The following is an 18,132-nucleotide window of genomic DNA, read 5'->3' on the forward strand; positions in this document are numbered from 1 at the left end:
AATCCAAAATCAATGATTTTCATTAAGGCTTTTACATTTTCATCAAAAGTTAGTGGTCTTTGCTGGCCGCCTTTTTCTTTTGAAAATGCATGAGCTACATATTTGCTTCGAAAGGCATACATGTCTTTTTTTTCGACTTTTGACTTTATGCTATACAGAGCGTTGCGTATATCTTGTGGAAAGGAGCGTATTTCGGCTCCGTAGTGGTCAATGATTTCCTTTAGTTTGCAAAGATTAACTATTAGTGATGTGATGCAGAGCCTGCTTATGGACATGAAATTCTGTTTGTTCTCGTCCATGGCAGGTCTTAACTGAAGAATTAAATCAACGGGAGTTTTAAGGTCGCTAGTTAGGTCGTTTAGAAGCCATGCCATATCAATGAGTCTTAGCTTGGCTTCTTCTGGAATATTGTTTTGGTGTGGTTCCATGTTTTAGCCTAAAGTTTAGTCAGGGTTGCCCTCTAACATTTTATAGTGCGCGCGTCGCGCATCTTTCTGCCGATGTCAGGCTCATGTATTAATAAATCTATTTTTAACAAATAACGTAATGCTTTGCCAACTATAAGTTTTTTATTAGCGCTAAAGATTTTCAGAAAACGAAAATACACTCGACGCTCATTTTCTTGAATATATGCGCGAACTACACAGTTTGGAAATCAATTAACTCTTATTTTAAGCCAACCTCAATGTCTGGTTATCTCTCAAAACAGACCTTTAGAGTGTTTGCGTTAACTCATAATGGGGCAAAAATGAGTTACCGCCTAAGGACGGCTTTGTGCCATATAGACATTGGCAACGCCATTGTTACCGGCTAAAAATAGTTGTCCAAGATTTGTGAAGGACGAGTAAAGCTAACTGTTTTTTTCGTTAATGACTTTGTTATTAGCCTATTTTGCTAAATTTATTGAACAACGTAAGTTATCTAGTTCTAGGTGTAACCCTTTTGCACCGTCTTGTATGTTTTCAAAATCGTCAAGCTTATTCAGCACTGTTAAAAATTCATCGTATAACTTTTTGGTACAAAATATTTAGATGATAGTAACTTCAAACGCTCATCTTGATAGTTTGATATTTTAAAACCTTCCCATTCGTACCCAAACTGAAGATAAAGTTTATTTACAACTAACGCTAACTCATTTATATCTTTTAAAAAAACGTTTCTTCTATTTTGAATAATTGCTTGATAAGCAAAGTAAGATGAAACCGCAGCAGCTATTGCCGCAATAACACTTAAAATTGTCTGAATTACTTGCATTGTTTGGATACTCACCTCTACTTCAAAACACATAACGCTTATATAAGCGAATATTTACAGTTGGCTATAATGTTTAAGCAATGAAAAACAGCCAACTGTAAATTTTTCGCCTGATGCTCTTGTAATGCGATTACTTCGACATACCTGACAACACGTTTTTATTGATAATACTCACTGCCGATATATTTTCAGTAGGAGTTGCTATCACTGCTGATGTAGAGTGTTGATAGAAAATCATAAAAGTATCAGTAGCTGTAATTAGGGTCAAGTCATTCGTTTTATCACTTAAGCGCTCGTTATTTGTACGCAGCAAAACCGAGGCATATTGCTCTGGATTACTAACGATAGTTTGGTACTTTTGAGAGGAGTTTTCGTAAATAATACAGGCTGCTAAAACCAAAATAGCAATGAAAATAACTTGCCTCCAAAATGTATGAATATGCCCATTCTTTTCTGTCACTGGACAAAACTGCTTTATGATTTTCATCTTTAGAAAATTGCTCAAAGCTAAGGCTATAAAGATTACTAACACCTGCGGTGATGTAACCCCGGCTAAAAGAAAGTAATCAATTGAAGCAAACATCCCGATATTAAGACCAAAGTTTTGCAATAAGGTAAATTCTAACCAAAAACCGATAATTGCACATGACAGTGTCGAAATAGTAACAACTAACAAAGGATGATTCTTAAAATAATCAAAAATATCATTAACTCCCATTTCATTCTCTTTAATCACATAACTCCGTTATAACCTGTATTTTTGTTGAAGCGAAGTACTGTGCAGCTATGAGCGCAGCGAATACAAAATACGAAACACAGCCATAAATATCAGGTTGATTACTATGTTATATCTTTATTGCTGATGGTATTGCTTTTTTTAACCAAGAGCTTGCACTTGACTGAATCATAAATGGAATGTTGTTACACCCCATATACCTTGCCACCGTTAAACGATGCTTTCCATCTGCCACTAACGCTAAGTCTTTACTTCCATGCTTGACGAAAAATAATGGAGAGAGAGCCTTCTTTTCCTCCCAAGCTTTTATGGCTCGAGCAATTTTCCTACTGTCATGAACATTTTTCCACAAGGTATCCTTGTCGTATATGCTGGGCTCAAATATTCCAGCCCATACCTCGTCATATGATGCGGTATAGATCTCCATTCCAGAATCCAAAATTTCCTTACTAATATCATTAAAATTAATAGAGTTTGATGATATATCCCAAATGGGATTCACTTTAGGAGTAGAACTTTTGTAAGCTAAAACCAGTTCGTCCATTATTTTCCATTCCTCCACAAGCTTGGCTCTCTCTTTCAAAATTACTTCGATATTTAGTTCATCGCTCACTAGATATAACATTTTAGTATTTATGCGACACGCAGTTTGTGTTGCATAATCGCCTGTTGAACTGAGGCGCTACCTGCTCGGTGTGTCAGAGTTGATGTTGTTTATGCTATGGGAATTTGTTTTTTATGGCCTAAGCGGTATCAAGCCAACTTTACTGGCGTGTCTATCTTATCTAAGCTGTCCCTGCGTTACTCAGCATTTATTATGTGCTTATTAAACCTAATGTTTAACAGTTAAGCAATGATCTTTTTCTCACGCACAGTCGCGACTAGTCTGAGAAGTTATGCAGGTTAACTCATTGACTTGATGCAGCAAGCAAGATGCTAATTAACAGTGAGGGCTATGGGTAAATCAAAGGTGATGTCATGCGCCACCGTTTTTGACTGGCCGGTTATCGCTCTCAGCCGAACTTCGTAAAAGTGCCAGCAGCAGTCATAGCGATGAGCAAACCCAGCGAGTTTTAACAGTTTGCTATGCTACCAAAGCAGTCGTTCACTGATAATCTATAATAGTATGACTTTAATGTGCCAGAAACAGAGCTTTAGCAACACTAGCAATAAGGGAACATGGTGGTGCGCCTATGCTAAATTAGTGTATAACACAAACAAGCATTATAGAAAGTTACTCCCTCTTTAATTACCATTGCTATGTAAAACTTTCCCTAATTCCAGAAGTGTCGCATTTATTCAAGACGTAAGAATTAATTACATTTAGACTACCTCAGAATTTTATTAATAAGGAGGCATAGCCTTGAAATTTAAATACACAATATTGTATGTTAATGATGTTAGTGAGACCCTCGATTTCTATGAGAAAGCATTTGGCTTTGAAAGGGCGATGCTGCATGAGAGTGGGGAGTATGGAGAATTATGTACAGGTAGCACCACTCTTTCATTTTCTTCTATCAAGCTTATGAAAAAACTGGAAAAAAATCCAACCAAGCCTAATTCACAAGCTCACTCTTTTGAAATAGCTTTTGAAACGGATGATGTAAAAACCGCTCTTTCAAAAGCGTTGAAAGCTGGAGCCTTACTTGTACAAGAAGCTAAAGATATGCCTTGGGGACAAACAGTAGCTTATGTTACTGACAATAATGGTTTTTTGATTGAGATTTGTACACCTGTAGCCACTCAGCCATAGCCCTTGCCATTTAGTTGCCTGATAACACTTGAAGTATTTAATAGTTGCAAAGGCGTTAATCCAAACCAACGCTGGAATTCTCTATTCATGTGTGATTGATCTGAAAAACCGTACTTTTCTGCTACATCAATTAGGTCAGCAGCAGGACTTAAGTTTTTAGCAGCTTTTCTAATCCTGGCTAATTGCAACCAATAGCCAGGAGTTCTTTTGGTTTTATTAAGTATCAGTCGTTGCAAAGTTCTAACACTGACACCTAATTGAACTGATACCTGTTTTACTGATCCTAGTTCACAGGCTAAACATCCTAAAGCTTCCTTAACCGAGTTTTCGATGATTATGAAGTCGTCTATAATTTCTTTAACTTCATCAGCATGAAGTTTTTTTCTTTTAATATAGGATAAAATTTCACCTTCTCTAAGCTCTGCTCCTGGGCTTAAACGGAAACCTGAATATGTAGAATTATCTTCTATTTGGACTAATTTTGACTGATCGAATAGTGGAGAAACGAACCAATCTGGTTTTTCATTTCCTACTGTTTTGACGATCAAATCACGACAGCCATCAGGAATAACAATTGAGGACATCCCCACATCAAAAGTTGCATTCCATATAGAGATTAAATTACTACTCATACTTTATTTCCATGTAGTTCACTTAAAGGCAAATAAACATATGCTAAAGTAAGTTCTCCTAGAGAAAAAGCCAATAGTTATTTGTCTTTTAGAGTAATTTGTTAGGTGATGGCTGCTCCATGCCTAGCACAACCTTACGCTCTTGCGTGTATGCCCACCAAGGTCTTGGCTCGTTACCATTGATAAAGCTTATGACTGAAATAAACACATCAATAACACAGAGATCGTGCTTGCAGCCAGTTAGATTGCAAAGTCTTTCATACATTTCATACGGGTTCTGCCCCACGAGATCATCGGGCTTTTCTATACCAAGCAACTCAAGATCAGCAGCACCTGCCTTACCTATATTTGGAAGATCTGTAAGTTTCCTAACTTTTTCACGAACAACTTTAATCGGGTTCATGATTCGCCTAACCGTTTTTAGTGATACTTTGAAAGGTAACATATCTTGCAAAGTATCACTAAATCAATATTGCTAATGTCCGATTTTTGCCTTGAGTTAAAATGTCTACTTAGAGCTTGAAGATGTCATACGGTGTAAGAAGTTCGAGTGACCGTAATTCGCTCATTAGGGACTGTCAGATAAAATCAAAACCCTCTTTTCAAACTGAGATGAGGACTACTGCAAATTTGTTATTAAATTTTTATGTAAGAAAAATTGGTAAAAAACAACCACCGGATAAGCTGTTAAAGTTTATTGGCATATAGCATCCGATTTATTTCAGTCATTAAAATATAATAGTTGGTTTTTAAAAGGTAGTTTTGATTTTCGTTTTATATAACGCTGCCTAAATAATGTTTTCTTTATCTAAATTAACTTAATTAGAAAAAATATTATCGAGATCTTCGTCAATATAAACACCCGTTAATCCATTATCTTCTACAGCAGATTTAAACTTATCTGTACAATACAAACGAGAACCACCTGTAAATTTACTCTTAAAAACAGGCTTATTTTTTACATCATCATTTATGAAAGCAATCTTGATATAATCTAAAGGATAACCATCTAAATATTCGCGTTCACATTTTGCTTCATCTTCTAGTCCAAATGTACGCAAGTTAAAGATTACAATAGGTTCACCATCAGCTTTTGTTTCAATAAACTCACCTAAAGGCGCTAATAAATCTTTTAAAGCTTCATAAGCATTCATCCGAAGAGCGATAAACCCATCCATGATACTTATATCGTAGTTATCTTTTAGATACCCAGGTAAAAAAGACAACTCATAACCTTCAGGCCAATACTCTAATAAAGAGTCATTATTCATATGGATATCAAGTAGAAACATGCAAGCATCTTGATTAGATGGCAACATTGGTTGTATTTTTTCAGCGAATGAAAGTATGTCCCACTCAACCATGTCGTAAGAATTAGTAACAGGCTTTAACGAGAACAACTTCATGATTTACCATCCCAATTAGCATTTTTACGCATCATAACGCTGGCTGGCATCATATGATTTTTAATTTTTATTTTCACGCCACGTAATGCATTTATAAAATCAAGCTTATTTACTTTGGTTCTTAAACTAGTAGACACCCAAACTTCATAATTATGGCGATGCAGTCTTCTGTGAGAAACAGTGTCAGGCGTAGCCCAATCATCTGACTTGTTTTTTTCAAAGTTTCTTAGCCATACCCCATTCGTTGGATCATTAATACCAATACCAAACGAGTGCATTCTTAAACGCGCAGCATATGTAAGACGTTGTCTATAACGTCCCTTACCACAAACAATATGGTGTGCCTCATGATATGAAGTCGGTTTTGGCTCGCCTGCTGCTCGTAAAAACTTAGCAAGTTTTTCCGTAGGATGATGTTCTTCTTCTGCTAGCTCCTTAACAGAACTACCTTCACTTTCTGCGCGGTAAGACTCTAAGCTTTGCTGCGCGATAAGCAAGTGCTCTAAACGCTTGCGTTCTTTTTGTAAGTGGTCGTAATCTCTTTGCAGCTTTTCCTTAGACGCAGCAGATTTACGGCGCTTATCGTCGTAGTGTTTTTTGGCTAGTAATTCATAATTATAAATAGCCATTTCTAAAGGGCTGGGGTTACTTGGTCGATCTGGCATTGGGTAGCGCTGTAGTTGAATCATCCTTAAATCCTTAAAATTTCCTTTTATTAGCGCGTAAAATAGCAAATAGACTATTGAGGTGCAATTATAAACGTTACACACCTAATAACTGCGATCATTTTATTGCTTACAATGAATTACATAGCGGTCAAATTTCCTATTCATACAACACAATTTTTGACTGACTGGTTATCGCTTTAACCAACTATCAGCTGGATAGTAGAAGTGCTATCATTAAATATAACTTTCCCTAGCTTTGAGGTATGTATGCCTAGTGATATTCAACCTAGTGCTAATCATAAATTTGTAGAGGTGCTCAGCAATGGAAAAGTTACTTTAAGCTCAAACCCTTTAGATGAAATTGAATTAATTCAGTGTGGTTTAGATATTAACAATGTTGAGAAGTTTAGGCTTGAGTTACGTTGGGATATTCAATCCTTTGCTAAAGCAATTGGTACAAGTGCTAGATCTTTCGAACGTCATAAAAAAGAGCATAAACGTTTAAATGCAATTTTGAGTGAAAATACCTTTGAGTTGGCTCATTTAGCATCAGCTTGTATTGATTACTTTAAAAATATTGAACGATGAAATAAATGGCTAAATACATGCTCCTTACAATTTAGCTCTAAAGCACCTTTGATGTTTGTAAATACTATTGCAGGAAGAAGGCTAATTAAGAACGTTGTTAATAGCCTTAAATACGGTTATAACGCTTAAAAAGACCCTAGCGTTTGCTGGGGTCTCTCTATTTAGCCTCTGCCTTTTCGGCAGTTAAAAGTCACAATTTGTGGTTGCTTACTTCCTGGCCTAACTTCAGCTGCCTACTCGGCAGTTCACCAAACTTTGCAACGTAAATCGTTCGGTATGCTATTTCCAGCTGCCTACTCGGCAGTTCACGTTATTTCAATTAGAGGATATACATCTAACAAATTTCCAGCTGCCTACTCGGCAGTTCACTATTAAAAATAGTTTAAACTTCTATAAATACCAAACTGTTAAACGAATTTAAATTATTTACCCTTATTTTAACCAACCTTATAACCAGTTGAAAATTAAATGTTTTTATAGCTATTAGAAAAGGGTATTTAAAAAGGGAACCGTACCTTGAAATGTTTGATTTGTAGCAAAGCCATAATTATTAAACTGATTATTTATGGGTTCAGCTTTTCCAATTTTTTGTATATGCAGAACATAACTTTGGCCGTTGGCTTTGCTTGATACAGGTATTGAATGAAAGTGGCCAATGTCCTTTGCCTCAAATTTATATTCAGGGTTGTAAACTTCGCCTCTGGCTTCAGCTCGCTTTTTAGCGCGTTTTAACCGTCTTTGCTTTTCGCCAACAAATGCTTTGGCTACTGATTGATTGCGAACAAACATTACATCACTTTGGTTTGTTGGTACTTCGAGTATTTTGGATAAGCCAAATAACTTGTCATGAGCCATCATCCCAAAATAGCTTTGCTGAGATAGGCTGATTAATTGCTTTTTATCTGTTGATACAAACGCTAATTCATCACCTATTGTTTGCTCATTCCATTTAGGAAAACACACACCTATATTACTAATTTCACGCGAACTCATAAACCCATGCAAAATGCCAATACAACGGCCTGCAAGAAGGCTTACATCACAATTTTTAGGTAAATAAGTAATGGTGAAATAATAGCGCTTCACCCTTTACTCCTTTGGAACAAGCCACCTTTGATCAACACTGCCGCAATAAAGTGAACTGCATTTGATTCTTCATCTTGCCCTAAACCATGCTTTTCCATGTGTTTAATATGCAAAGCAATGCGCGGGAGTAATGAATAAAAGTCTGAATGGGTCTTAGGTGTTCTGTGTGCAACTAATATTTGCTTATCTGCGCCATACTCATGAGTGCGCAAAGGTTTGTAGCCTCCCTCGTACCAATCATCGATAGTTTGAATAGCAGCCCCTACTTTTTGTGAGTTTAAACTTGCTGCTTTTTTATCGCCCACTTGAGTGTATGCAAGTTGTTTAGATGACATGCCCTGTTCAACAGTATCTACAAACTTTTGACTAGGGTGAACCTCTTGGCTAAATGCATTTTTAATTTTTGCGGTTATATCTAAATAACAATAATTTTGTGGGTTACTAAGCCCTTCTTGAATAGCTTCTGATAATGTTAATAGTGCTGTTTGATTATTTTGCCAATTACCCTGCCACTTTAACTTCTGTATACCTTCAACAATGATCGGGGCTGCATGTTCAGTAAGTACTTCAATATCAACATTCGGTGATTGACGGTTGCGCCAAAGCCAGTTGCCCATCAGTATATTTTTAGCATAGCGAGTTGCAACTTCATTAAGGCCATTGTTCTTTTTATAGGTTTCAAAAAAACGTTTTAACCAATAAATAACTTTAGGGTCATCACAAACATGTGGCTCAGTGCTATTAGCCTCAACCCTGAGTGAAAAACGGCAAAATAGCTCATTTACTGTTGGAGGCACGTAGCACACATCAATTGTTTGGGGGTTGCCAAAAGCGAGATCTTGTGGCGCTAAATTTTTAGCCACATTTTGCTTTTGATACGCATCGCCAAACCCTGACTTTTGCCCAACTAATTTATTTTGCTCTATTTGTAGCGGTTCAAAAGCAGACTCTAGTGTTTTATAAAAAAACACCGCTTTACTGGGTGAGAGCGAACGCGTGTAACTTAAGTGCCGAGGTAATTGCATTATTCATACTCAAACTTAGACTTTTTCATAAGCATAGACTCTTTTTGAACATCCATAACCCAAAATGCATTATGAAAAAACTGCCTAGCGCCTGCGTACTTTACTGATGTATTACTAACACACTCTAACAACCCAATTATGGGCTCAGCATAACAATGGTATTCATGTAAGGCTGCATCTCGCTTTACGGGTTCTTCAAGCGCAGCAAAGCCAATTGCAGCCGGTCTTAAGTTAAAGTTACCATTAAGCGCATCTATCAATTGTTCAAAACTTTTGACTACTTTTTTTGAAGGGTATAACCAACTGCCATTTAACGATTTTGCTTTAAGGTTATTAAACAGCTCACTAGGCTTAGTATATAAACGGCACCAATCTATATTTTTATATAACGAAGGTGGATGCATAATCCCGCCTGCAAACGTAGATGGTAGTGCGGGCTTTATAAGCTGACTATTTAACTTATCTAACAGCTTAATGTTTGGTACGAAAAGTCTAAATACTAAATCGAGTGTTATGTCGCATTTAGGTTTATCGATAATTCCTGATCTTATTACATGACTACGCCCTGCAACTTGTTTTAACTTGCTTGGCTCAGGTAATGGTTTACCTGTATGTAATTGATAGTTTTCAATGTAAATGGCACTACCAATACACTTAATTGAAGGGTCTATAAAATTTTTTAGCTTACGCTCAAAGTTATGAGCAAGCCCATTTAAAGCAGTAAGTGACGGCATACCTTGAATATACGGATTAGCCATTGCCTCTGCATCAAACACTCGCATATCTTGGCAATGTACATACACTATTTGCTCATCATTTAATGTTTCTTCTTCAGCTACACAATGAGTAAACACATAGTTTAACTGCGCTTTAAACAGCCCCATTAAATTAGGGTGATACGCAAAGCGTTTGAGCTTACTTAAATTACCAAGGCTCTCATTTAGTACGTTACTAAATTGGCTAATGCTGTGAGTAATACTCTGATCTAAGTAATGCTTTGCCCACTCAGGGTAAGCTTGCTCTTGAGCGTTATTTTTAGCTTCCAGAATGTTATCCAGCCACAACTGCAAGCTAACACGTACTTGCCTAATAGCCGCTACTCGCGCTAATCGCTTTTGCCTTAACGTATTAAACTGTTTAATACCGACCAATACCAAAAGTGCCTGTTGAAATTGACAGCTTAATAGCGCACGAATTTTAAATGCTTTCTCAATATCATTATCGGCTACTTTAGAGCGGTTAACAGCCTTAGAATATGTTTTAGGAAAGTAACGCAGCACTCTAATATTTCCACCTACTGAGCTTGCTAAATCGCCAACATTGGTAGGTCTTGAGTGCTCAACTAAAGCAAAGTTTAACTTACGCTCAGTTGTTAATTGCTGAATTTTAGCTAGCATTGCGTGGCTTACTACAGGCGTAACCGCAAGGTAGCTTTGCTGAAATGGCATTTGTAATTGTGGTGAAAAAGAGCTTACTTCTAATGGGAGCTCTGCCACTGGCAAAAGCTGTTTTATTTTACCCGCGATGTCTAAAACCGCCTTTTTAGTAAACCCGTACCCTCTTATTAAATTGATCCAAACAGGCTCTTCAGTTATTAATAACTTTGCTAAACAAGTCACTTCACCCTGCCAACTAAATGAGGTTAGAAATAACTTTGCATGATTTATTTCAGCACTGTTGTGCGACCAGCCAAAACTTAAAGATAATGACCGGCTACAAATACCCGCAATATCTTCACTTACAACTTCACTAATTAAACGTTGATGGCTTACGCGTATATCAGGGTATTTTAAATTATGAGTATGAAACCATTTAACTTCGTTAATACACTTACTCAGTAACACTTCATCGCGTAATACACTTTTAGCGGCTTTTATACTTGTTAAATCATCAATTTCACTTCGTTTATAAACTAGGTTAATGAGCACAGTCAGCGCTTGTTCTTCAAAGCCATCTACCGCAACATGAGGCATGTATGGAGCAAACAACTTTCTAATGGCTGTGGTTTTTTCTTTCAATAATTCAATTGCAAATGCATCTTGTAAGTTCATAAGTTACCACGGCGCTATAAATTGTTTTTTTGTTTGAGGCTTTTCAGCTGCAAATGCTTGCTGTAGTTCAATTACTTGGCGTAAATAAAAAACATGGCTATCAGCTCTGAGCTGTTCGTGCTTTTTTTGTGGGTAAGCACAGTTTAAAAAGCCTTCTTGGTGAAGCCTATAAACCTGCTCTGCGGTGGTATTTAATAATACTGCGGCATCAAAAGTACAAAGCAGTAAGTCAGCAATATTTGGATGTTTAGCTTTAGGATTACTATCAACTAATTCAGCAAAGTAATTAATAATCTCATCAAGAACTTTGTTTTTATGGTTACTTGTTGCAGCTATTTGACCATCACGGATTAAATCGCCATAAACAGAGTTGAACTTAGTTTTATTAAAAGGGTTGAGTTGCCTGAGACGCGCATTATTTGTGAGTAAGTTTAATTCAACGGTAAGGCCATCAGGCCAAGTACTAAAGTAATCAACAAAAGCACAGTTAAAGTCTGCATCGCTTACATCAAGTTGTTTAGCCTTCGCAAACCACGATACCAACCCCACTATTTTTTGGCTGTTACTACTTGCAAGCGCAGATGCAATTTTAAAGTCTGCATCGTTTAACTGTTCACTGCTGGTTAGTTTACAACCACAATCACACTCTAAAAACGCCTCAGAAGCTCTGTAATCAATTAAGTTATGACATTCACCACAATGTATAGTCAATAGTGTTTTATGTTTATGGCACGCTTTATAGGGCTTTAAATGCCAATAAAAAGGAATATATGAAGACTCAGACAAGCATTCAATGCAAACAGGTATGTTATCAGTGCGAAGTAACTCAAGGGGAATGGTCAGCTCATTTCGGTTTACTGCTGCGAGGTTGCCAAATTTAAAATTACTGCGCCGCCATGCAAGCGCAAGAATATCACCAGCGTTCACATCGGCTAATTGAGCTACTAACTTGAGCGCTCTTATTCTAAAACTACTCGCTTGCCTAGCATGATAAGCATCAACTTTACTCAGCTCTAACGGCAACGCACCTTCAAGCTCATGATCTTGCTCTGCAAGCCATTGCCATAAAATATCAGCAAGCACACTATAGCCATCGTATGAGTTATCTCTTGCAAGCCTTAGCAAATAGCTTTCAAACGCCTCATCTGGGTAAGGTTTTGTTTGAACTAAAAAATGCATCGCCAACCTAAACTAAGAAAATCTTAGTTTAGGTTTAGGCTAAATAAATTAGATAGTCAAAATTAATTATCGTTAAATCATTCGTACTTCACAAAAGTACAATATCTGATACTGTAGAGAGCGTTACGGCATTTCTAAAGGATGTATTAATAGCCAGTAACATAATAAAAACTCAAATTTAAAAATACAAAGCTAACTTATAAGGAGATTCTTATGGCTTGTAACTGCTGTGGCAAAGCTTTAAATAGCGGCATGGTTCAAAAAAAAGATTCATCAACTGGTCAAAAGTTTAAATCATGCCCTCATTGTTCAGACGCTAATAGTTCTGAACATGTATTCCATCCATATCCGGCTTCTTTTGGAATTACTCCTGCTCGTAAAACAGCTCGCAACCCTGATGGATATCAAAGCTATTGCATTGATTGTCGACGATTAAAAAAGGGCGTTGCTTCGAAAGCTTTTCACAATGGCCGTTTGTGTAGCACACTTTAGCTAAAGAGATTTAATGCAAGTACATAAAGATGATGCGGTAAATTGGTTATCAACACTTTCAACCGAAAGTGTTGATCTTTTAATTACTGGCCCACCCTACGAATCATTAGAAAAACATCGAAAAATAGGAACAACCACTCGCCTAAAAGTAAGTAAATCGTCAAGTAATCAATGGTTCGACATATTCCCAAATAATCGCTTTGAAGAACTTCTAATAGAAATATACAGAGTGCTTAAAAAAGGTTCTCATTTTTATCTATTCTGCGATCAGGAAACAATGTTTTATATTAAGCCAATAGCTGAAAACGTAGGTTTCAAGTTTTGGAAGCCAATAATTTGGGATAAAGTGACTATTGGAATGGGTTATCATTACAGAGCTAGACACGAATATATTCTTTTTTTCGAGAAAGGTAAGCGCAAGTTAAATGATCTAAGCGTGCCAGACATCCTCACGTGTAAAAGAGTATACAGAGGCTACCCTACTGAAAAACCAGTTAAGTTAATTGAAACGCTTATCTCTCAAAGCAGTAATGAAAATGAACTCATCGTCGATCCTTTTTTTGGCTCAGGAGCTACTTTAGTAGCAGCCAATAACTTAAATCGACAAGCTATCGGATGTGATATTTCAGAATCTGCCCATTCACACCTAAATGGTCGAATCACATAAGCAGTTATTGATTATGTGATTCAATAAAGTCCCAGACCCTTTTACATAATAAAGTTAGCTCTGGCGTTAATTTCCAATCATCAGATTCATTCATTAGTGAAATTGCAGTATGACAAAATTTAACTTTGTCTTTAATTGTGCCCGATTTGTCAGAATAAAAGTTCCGCTCAAGCCCTTCGGCTTTAACGACATTACGTTCTAAAACCTTACCGATACCAACATTTCTTTTTCTAAATGAGCTTTCTTTAATATTACTAAATTTATTAATATTACAATCAGCTCTTTGTTTAAAAGTTTCCCATCTAGCTTTAGCTGTATCAACCAAAATATCAAAGGGTATAAAGTTTTCGATTTCCTTATATTCAAGTAAATAAAATGCCTCACCCAAAGCTTCTCGTAAGCTTTCAACACGCTCACCTTTGCCTTCAATATCTGCATCAGCAATTAGTAAAATATTTCTGTTGAGTCTTTTAGCGGGGGTTTCACTACCATCATTTTCAACATCATCACTGAAATCCCAGTGAGTGATATTACTGCCTTGGTACTCTGTAAAAACAAAATGAAGATTTTCATGATAACTTTTCAGCTTACTTTTCTTATCTTCATCTTCGAGCTCTTCTATGTATTTATTTAGATAGGCTCGCAAGTATAGCTTATCAGTAACTCCTTCTACCCAAATTGAACAATTAGCAAGAAGTACCGACGATGCTCGTACACCAAGCTCATTTAGTAACTCACCATAATCTAAAGAAGCTCTGACTCTACTTTCACCGTTAACCCTTGAAACTTGTTGAATAGAAATATCATCACGCTCTTGAACTAAATCTAAAAAGTGATTTGAATGGGTAGTCATAAAAAACATATGTTCTTTATGCTTTGCAAATGTTTCAATCAGAGTTCTTTGAAGACCTGCATGCAGAAAGTGTTCTGGCTCTTCTATAAAAAACATTGTTGGTTTTTCAGCCATAAAAACTTTATAAGTCAGTAATATGATTGATTGAATACCGTCACCCAAATCATAGATAGGGCGATCTTCATCCTCACCTTCTTTGACATATACGACATGCTTATCAAGCATCGGAACTAAAGAAATATCTCTGCCAAAAAAGAAGTTTTCCGAAAGGTAGCTTTCATACTCTCGAACTTTTTGTCTTTTTTCAAAAGAGCCGAGTAAGTGTTCCGTCAAGTCTTTGTAAAGATTATGACCTGTAAAAACTTCACACTCATTCTGATTTATATTCGAGAAATAATCTAATTTAGTCCTCTGTTCAAAAATATCTAACTCAGCAACATGTCGAAGACCTCTAAGGGTTGGAATATAAATTTTTGACCAATTTAAGGGCTTGTACAAAGATATTAAGTCGTCAATTTGTTCTTCATTACTTATATTGCGGATTAAACCCAACATGGCAATATAAAAGGCATTTTCCTCAGAACCGCTCGTACGAGACGGCATATAAAGACTGCCTTTATAGCAATCAGCTATAAATCCACTAATATCATTAGGTTTTCTAATATTTTCTTTTAAAAAATTGGATAGTCTCCCTTTATTCATAAATCCAAAACGATCAAAATCTGTCGAGTTAGAGCTACCCAAATATTGTAATATTTGTTTTGATAATTCTGAAATAGATAGTATTTCTAAATCGAAAAACCAATTGCTGTAATTATCTTTAAATAAGCTTCGTAGCTCTCTACTTTTACCTGAGTTATTTGGGCCGATAAAAAATGTCATTTGCCTAACACCTTCTAAAAGCCAAGACTCTTCTGCAATCTTTCCTATATTTGAAATTAGGTTAGCTCTTACTTCCATATCCAAATCGACCTTAAATTTCATCTGAATTAAGTGAGTTTAAAATTCTGATTTGTTCTTCTTTTTTTAACTTACCCAAAGCACAAATTAGTTCAGATAAGATGTCTTCCTCACAATAAAAGTAAGCAACTGGTACATCTAGCTCTTTAGCAATGCGTTTCATGGTTAAAAAATCAGGGGCATGTTTGCCCTTTTCGTATTGGTTCATGCGAGCACTAGCCGTATTTGGCTCCATTCCTAATGCCATACCTAGCTGTTGCTGAGTAAGGCCAGCTGCTTTTCTTGCAGCTTTTAGGCGTGAAGGTGTTGGAGTTTCCATGTGAACCTTAGCTATAAAACATATCTTGCTAAGATTCTCTTAGTATCTAACCCATAAGTGTACTAAGGATATTTTAGTTTTTAAATATACACTTAATTAGTAATGTCTTAAACTATATATTTATGAGTTGAAAGGGATTTTATGCTTGTTTTTGCTAGCGATGCTTCTGGTAAGATTGTTTCAATAAATAATGTCAAAAATGGTAAAGCATGTAATTGTTTTTGTATCGCGTGTAATGACCCTTTAGTGGCACGCAATGGCGGCACTATAAATGCTCATTCATTTGCTCATACTACAAAAGAAGAATCTAGATCATGTTTAATGACCGCTTTGCATCGGTACGCTCAAGAATATTTTTTAACGACTAAAACAATAAACCTCCCAGCTATTACTATTTATCATCGAGGTTACAGTAAAACTGAACCTAGTAGAAAAGCCTTAATTAACTCTGTAAAACTTGAATATAGCATTCATAACAAATACATCGCCGATGTGAAGTTAGAAACTGATATTGGTGATTTATTAGTTGAAATCAAGGTAACATCGCCTTGCTCCGCAGAAAAAATTAACTTTTACCGTGACGAAAAAATCGCTTCCTTAGAGTATGATTTATCTGCTTATATTGATTCTGATTATACCGATGTAAATTGTGCGCTTATGCATAATGATGATACTTCTAATTGGTTATTTGGTTGGCGTGAGGATCAATTAAGAGCAGATATTAATCAAAAAATAGAACTCGATCAGATTGAAAAAAATAAAAAAATTCGACAACAAATTGAAGAATCAAGACAACAAGCTCTACGTAAATTTGATAACTTAAAAAAGCGACAGCGACTAAAAGTACCCAGTCACAGCATTGAATTTAATCATAATATCAGTGGTAAAAATTACGATTTATCAGCCCAAGTAGTAAAAAGTAAAAGTATAAAGTTCGAAAAAGTTTCACTTGAAGTAGAGCATGAAAATTTTTTACTATTGAAGTGCGTAGCTCTTAATAATTCTAACCAAGAACGAGTGTTAAATATTGCTCTTTTATTTCAACATGATACCCCCGACATCCTCAAAAAAGACTCAGGCCAGATCATCGTAGGTCGAATAAAAAAATCAAAACATTTTAAATTCGAATGGCTTAACTTTACACCTCCAGGTTCGGCTTTAGAAAGAGCAAAATTTATAGCTATTACTGAAAAAGAAAAGCAACTAGAAAAATATAAGTTTATAGAGCACGTAACAAACTATGCTGACGTTTATGCATTAGAACAAGATAGATATTTTTCAAATGATTACCCAAAATGGAAAATCTGGCTTGCTTCACAAAGCGATATGGCTTCCAACGAAAATTTTAATGTTAAAAACCCCAAGTATCCGACTTTATTAAAAACAAATAACACACACCCTCAACTTTGGATGTTTGATCGCTGGTATATATTAATATTTAGCAAATTAGCAGAGTTTATTGACAGCTACCCAATAGGTACACCCATAGATACAAAATACATATTTGAGCTATTAAAAAACGAATTTCCACTTTCCCATAATTACAACCTCTTTGTCGAGCAAGCAGAGAAAATGAATGTTTCAGGTAAATTAGAGCACTTACTAAAGCCTGAAAGCATTATAAATACTTGCTTATCATTTTTTGAGGAAAAGCTAGCAGTAGTAAAAGAATCCAATTACTTTGTACGCAAGTACGATTTAAAGATACAAATGCTACCTGCGGGAAACTAACTATATGAAAATGATTTGTGGATATTTAAATTTATAGGCTTAAAACCTACCACTTGCTAATTAGCTGGCTATTTTGCACAATGATTTAGTACTTCTTATGAAATGAATAGAAACAGGGATGCTATGAAGATCATTGAAAAAATTAAGCTATTTAACTTTAAGAGATTCTCAAATTTTGAAGTTCAATTTACTGAAGAAATTAATTTATTAATAGGCGATAATGAAGCTGGAAAAAGTAGTCTACTCACAGCTATTGAGCTTGTTTTAAGTGGTAGTAAATCCAAAATCGACTCAATAGGGATTGATAACTTATTTAATAAGCAAATTATTAATGAATTTTTAGTTTCAGATAAAAGCATTGCAAACCTTCCCACGTTACGTATAGAGCTATACTTAAATGAACAAAATAACCCTCACTTAAATGGCAAAGTTAATTCCGAAGGTGTTGCTTGCGACGGGCTGGTTTTAACATGTGAGCCAAATGAAGAGTTAACACATGAAATATCAGAAGTTTTAGCTCAAGAAGAAAGTAACTTCCCTTATGAATATTACGTTGTTAATTTTGCAACTTTTTCAGGTCAAGCATATTCGGGCTATCGAAAATTCTTAAAATTTCTAGCATTAGATAGCTCACAGATAAACAATGACTATGCAACCAAAGAATATATAAAAGCAGTATATGACAACTTTGTCGAGCAAACAGCCAGAATAAAGTTGAAAAATGAGTACCGC

At 35.9% G+C, this 18,132-nt stretch carries 20 protein-coding genes; 6 read left to right on the forward strand and 14 right to left on the reverse strand.

Annotated elements, in window-relative coordinates; all coding sequences use genetic code 11:
* From ENH88_RS13225 to ENH88_RS13240, 4 genes are all read right to left on the reverse strand, one after another.
* The coding region (locus tag ENH88_RS13225; protein WP_304182765.1) for an integron-associated HEPN domain-containing protein at positions 1-428 on the reverse strand (428 nt) is incomplete at its 3' end.
* Positions 429-990: 562 nt separating this feature from the next.
* On the reverse strand, positions 991-1,254 hold the full coding sequence (locus tag ENH88_RS13230; protein ID WP_304182766.1) for a hypothetical protein: 264 nt from the start codon (positions 1,252-1,254) through the stop codon (positions 991-993).
* Positions 1,255-1,384: 130 nt separating this feature from the next.
* Positions 1,385-1,990 carry a hypothetical protein gene (locus ENH88_RS13235; protein WP_304182767.1) on the reverse strand — a complete coding sequence of 202 codons (606 nt, stop codon included), beginning with the start codon at positions 1,988-1,990 and terminating at the stop codon, positions 1,385-1,387.
* A 109-nt stretch (positions 1,991-2,099) separates the two neighbouring features.
* A complete protein-coding gene (locus ENH88_RS13240; protein ID WP_304182768.1) occupies positions 2,100-2,603 on the reverse strand; it encodes a hypothetical protein in 504 nt (167 codons plus the stop codon).
* 750 nt (positions 2,604-3,353) lie between these two features.
* Between ENH88_RS13240 and ENH88_RS13245 the strand changes: the two genes are divergently transcribed.
* A complete protein-coding gene (locus ENH88_RS13245; protein WP_304182769.1) occupies positions 3,354-3,743 on the forward strand; it encodes a VOC family protein in 390 nt (129 codons plus the stop codon).
* Here ENH88_RS13245 and ENH88_RS13250 read toward each other — a convergent pair.
* The 4 genes from ENH88_RS13250 to ENH88_RS13265 all read right to left on the reverse strand — a co-directional run bounded on the left by ENH88_RS13250 (position 3,734) and on the right by ENH88_RS13265 (position 6,470).
* Entirely contained in the window at positions 3,734-4,375 is a 642-nt protein-coding gene (locus tag ENH88_RS13250) for a helix-turn-helix domain-containing protein (protein WP_304182770.1), read from the reverse strand. The two genes, ENH88_RS13245 and ENH88_RS13250, sit on opposite strands and share 10 nt — an antisense overlap.
* A gap of 88 nt (positions 4,376-4,463) precedes the next feature.
* A complete protein-coding gene (locus ENH88_RS13255; protein ID WP_304182771.1) occupies positions 4,464-4,778 on the reverse strand; it encodes a helix-hairpin-helix domain-containing protein in 315 nt (104 codons plus the stop codon).
* A 415-nt stretch (positions 4,779-5,193) separates the two neighbouring features.
* The gene (locus ENH88_RS13260; RefSeq protein WP_304182773.1) at positions 5,194-5,781 is read right to left on the reverse strand and encodes a hypothetical protein; all 588 of its coding nucleotides are present in this window, start codon (positions 5,779-5,781) and stop codon (positions 5,194-5,196) included.
* A complete protein-coding gene (locus ENH88_RS13265) occupies positions 5,778-6,470 on the reverse strand; it encodes an AHH domain-containing protein (RefSeq protein ID WP_013465397.1) in 693 nt (230 codons plus the stop codon). The genes ENH88_RS13260 and ENH88_RS13265 overlap by 4 nt, the downstream gene beginning before the upstream one ends.
* A gap of 246 nt (positions 6,471-6,716) precedes the next feature.
* Between ENH88_RS13265 and ENH88_RS13270 the strand changes: the two genes are divergently transcribed.
* Positions 6,717-7,037: a hypothetical protein gene (locus ENH88_RS13270; RefSeq protein ID WP_304182775.1), complete on the forward strand. Its 321-nt coding sequence runs from the start codon at positions 6,717-6,719 to the stop codon at positions 7,035-7,037.
* A gap of 483 nt (positions 7,038-7,520) precedes the next feature.
* Here the strand turns inward: ENH88_RS13270 and cas6f are convergent, their stop codons facing one another.
* The 4 genes from cas6f to ENH88_RS13295 are packed head-to-tail and all read right to left on the reverse strand — an operon-like array spanning position 7,521 to position 12,378.
* Positions 7,521-8,123 carry a type I-F CRISPR-associated endoribonuclease Cas6/Csy4 gene (gene cas6f, locus ENH88_RS13280; RefSeq protein ID WP_304182776.1) on the reverse strand — a complete coding sequence of 201 codons (603 nt, stop codon included), beginning with the start codon at positions 8,121-8,123 and terminating at the stop codon, positions 7,521-7,523.
* Positions 8,120-9,148, reverse strand: coding sequence for a type I-F CRISPR-associated protein Csy3 (csy3, locus tag ENH88_RS13285; protein ID WP_304182777.1), 1,029 nt, complete (start codon positions 9,146-9,148; stop codon positions 8,120-8,122). The genes cas6f and csy3 overlap by 4 nt, the downstream gene beginning before the upstream one ends.
* A complete protein-coding gene (locus ENH88_RS13290; protein WP_304182778.1) occupies positions 9,148-11,199 on the reverse strand; it encodes a type I-F CRISPR-associated protein Csy2 in 2,052 nt (683 codons plus the stop codon). Before ENH88_RS13290 ends, csy3 begins: the two co-directional genes overlap by 1 nt.
* 3 nt (positions 11,200-11,202) lie before the next feature.
* A complete protein-coding gene (locus ENH88_RS13295; protein ID WP_304182779.1) occupies positions 11,203-12,378 on the reverse strand; it encodes a TniQ family protein in 1,176 nt (391 codons plus the stop codon).
* A 213-nt stretch (positions 12,379-12,591) separates the two neighbouring features.
* Here ENH88_RS13295 and ENH88_RS13300 point away from each other — a divergent pair, with 213 nt between their 5' ends.
* Positions 12,592-12,870 (forward strand): hypothetical protein, encoded by a 279-nt coding sequence (locus tag ENH88_RS13300; protein ID WP_304182780.1) that lies wholly within the window; start codon positions 12,592-12,594, stop codon positions 12,868-12,870.
* Positions 12,871-12,883: 13 nt separating this feature from the next.
* Entirely contained in the window at positions 12,884-13,537 is a 654-nt protein-coding gene (locus ENH88_RS13305; RefSeq protein ID WP_304182781.1) for a DNA-methyltransferase, read from the forward strand.
* A gap of 4 nt (positions 13,538-13,541) precedes the next feature.
* On the opposite strand, the gene ENH88_RS13310 is transcribed toward ENH88_RS13305, so the two are convergent.
* Positions 13,542-15,350, reverse strand: a complete 1,809-nt coding sequence (locus tag ENH88_RS13310) for an AAA family ATPase (protein ID WP_304182782.1) — start codon at positions 15,348-15,350, stop codon at positions 13,542-13,544.
* A gap of 13 nt (positions 15,351-15,363) precedes the next feature.
* Positions 15,364-15,669, reverse strand: a complete 306-nt coding sequence (locus ENH88_RS13315) for a helix-turn-helix domain-containing protein (RefSeq protein WP_304182784.1) — start codon at positions 15,667-15,669, stop codon at positions 15,364-15,366.
* A gap of 141 nt (positions 15,670-15,810) precedes the next feature.
* On the opposite strand from ENH88_RS13315, the gene ENH88_RS13320 reads away from it, so the two are divergent.
* Together ENH88_RS13320 and ENH88_RS13325 are read left to right on the forward strand one after the other, a co-directional pair.
* A complete protein-coding gene (locus ENH88_RS13320; protein WP_304182785.1) occupies positions 15,811-17,400 on the forward strand; it encodes a hypothetical protein in 1,590 nt (529 codons plus the stop codon).
* Between the two features lie 123 nt (positions 17,401-17,523).
* On the forward strand, positions 17,524-18,132 hold a 609-nt coding region (locus ENH88_RS13325), incomplete at its 3' end, for an AAA family ATPase (protein WP_304182786.1).

The sequence above is a fragment of the Pseudoalteromonas prydzensis genome (assembly GCF_011050055.1).
In the GTDB taxonomy this organism is placed as follows: domain Bacteria; phylum Pseudomonadota; class Gammaproteobacteria; order Enterobacterales; family Alteromonadaceae; genus Pseudoalteromonas; species Pseudoalteromonas prydzensis_A.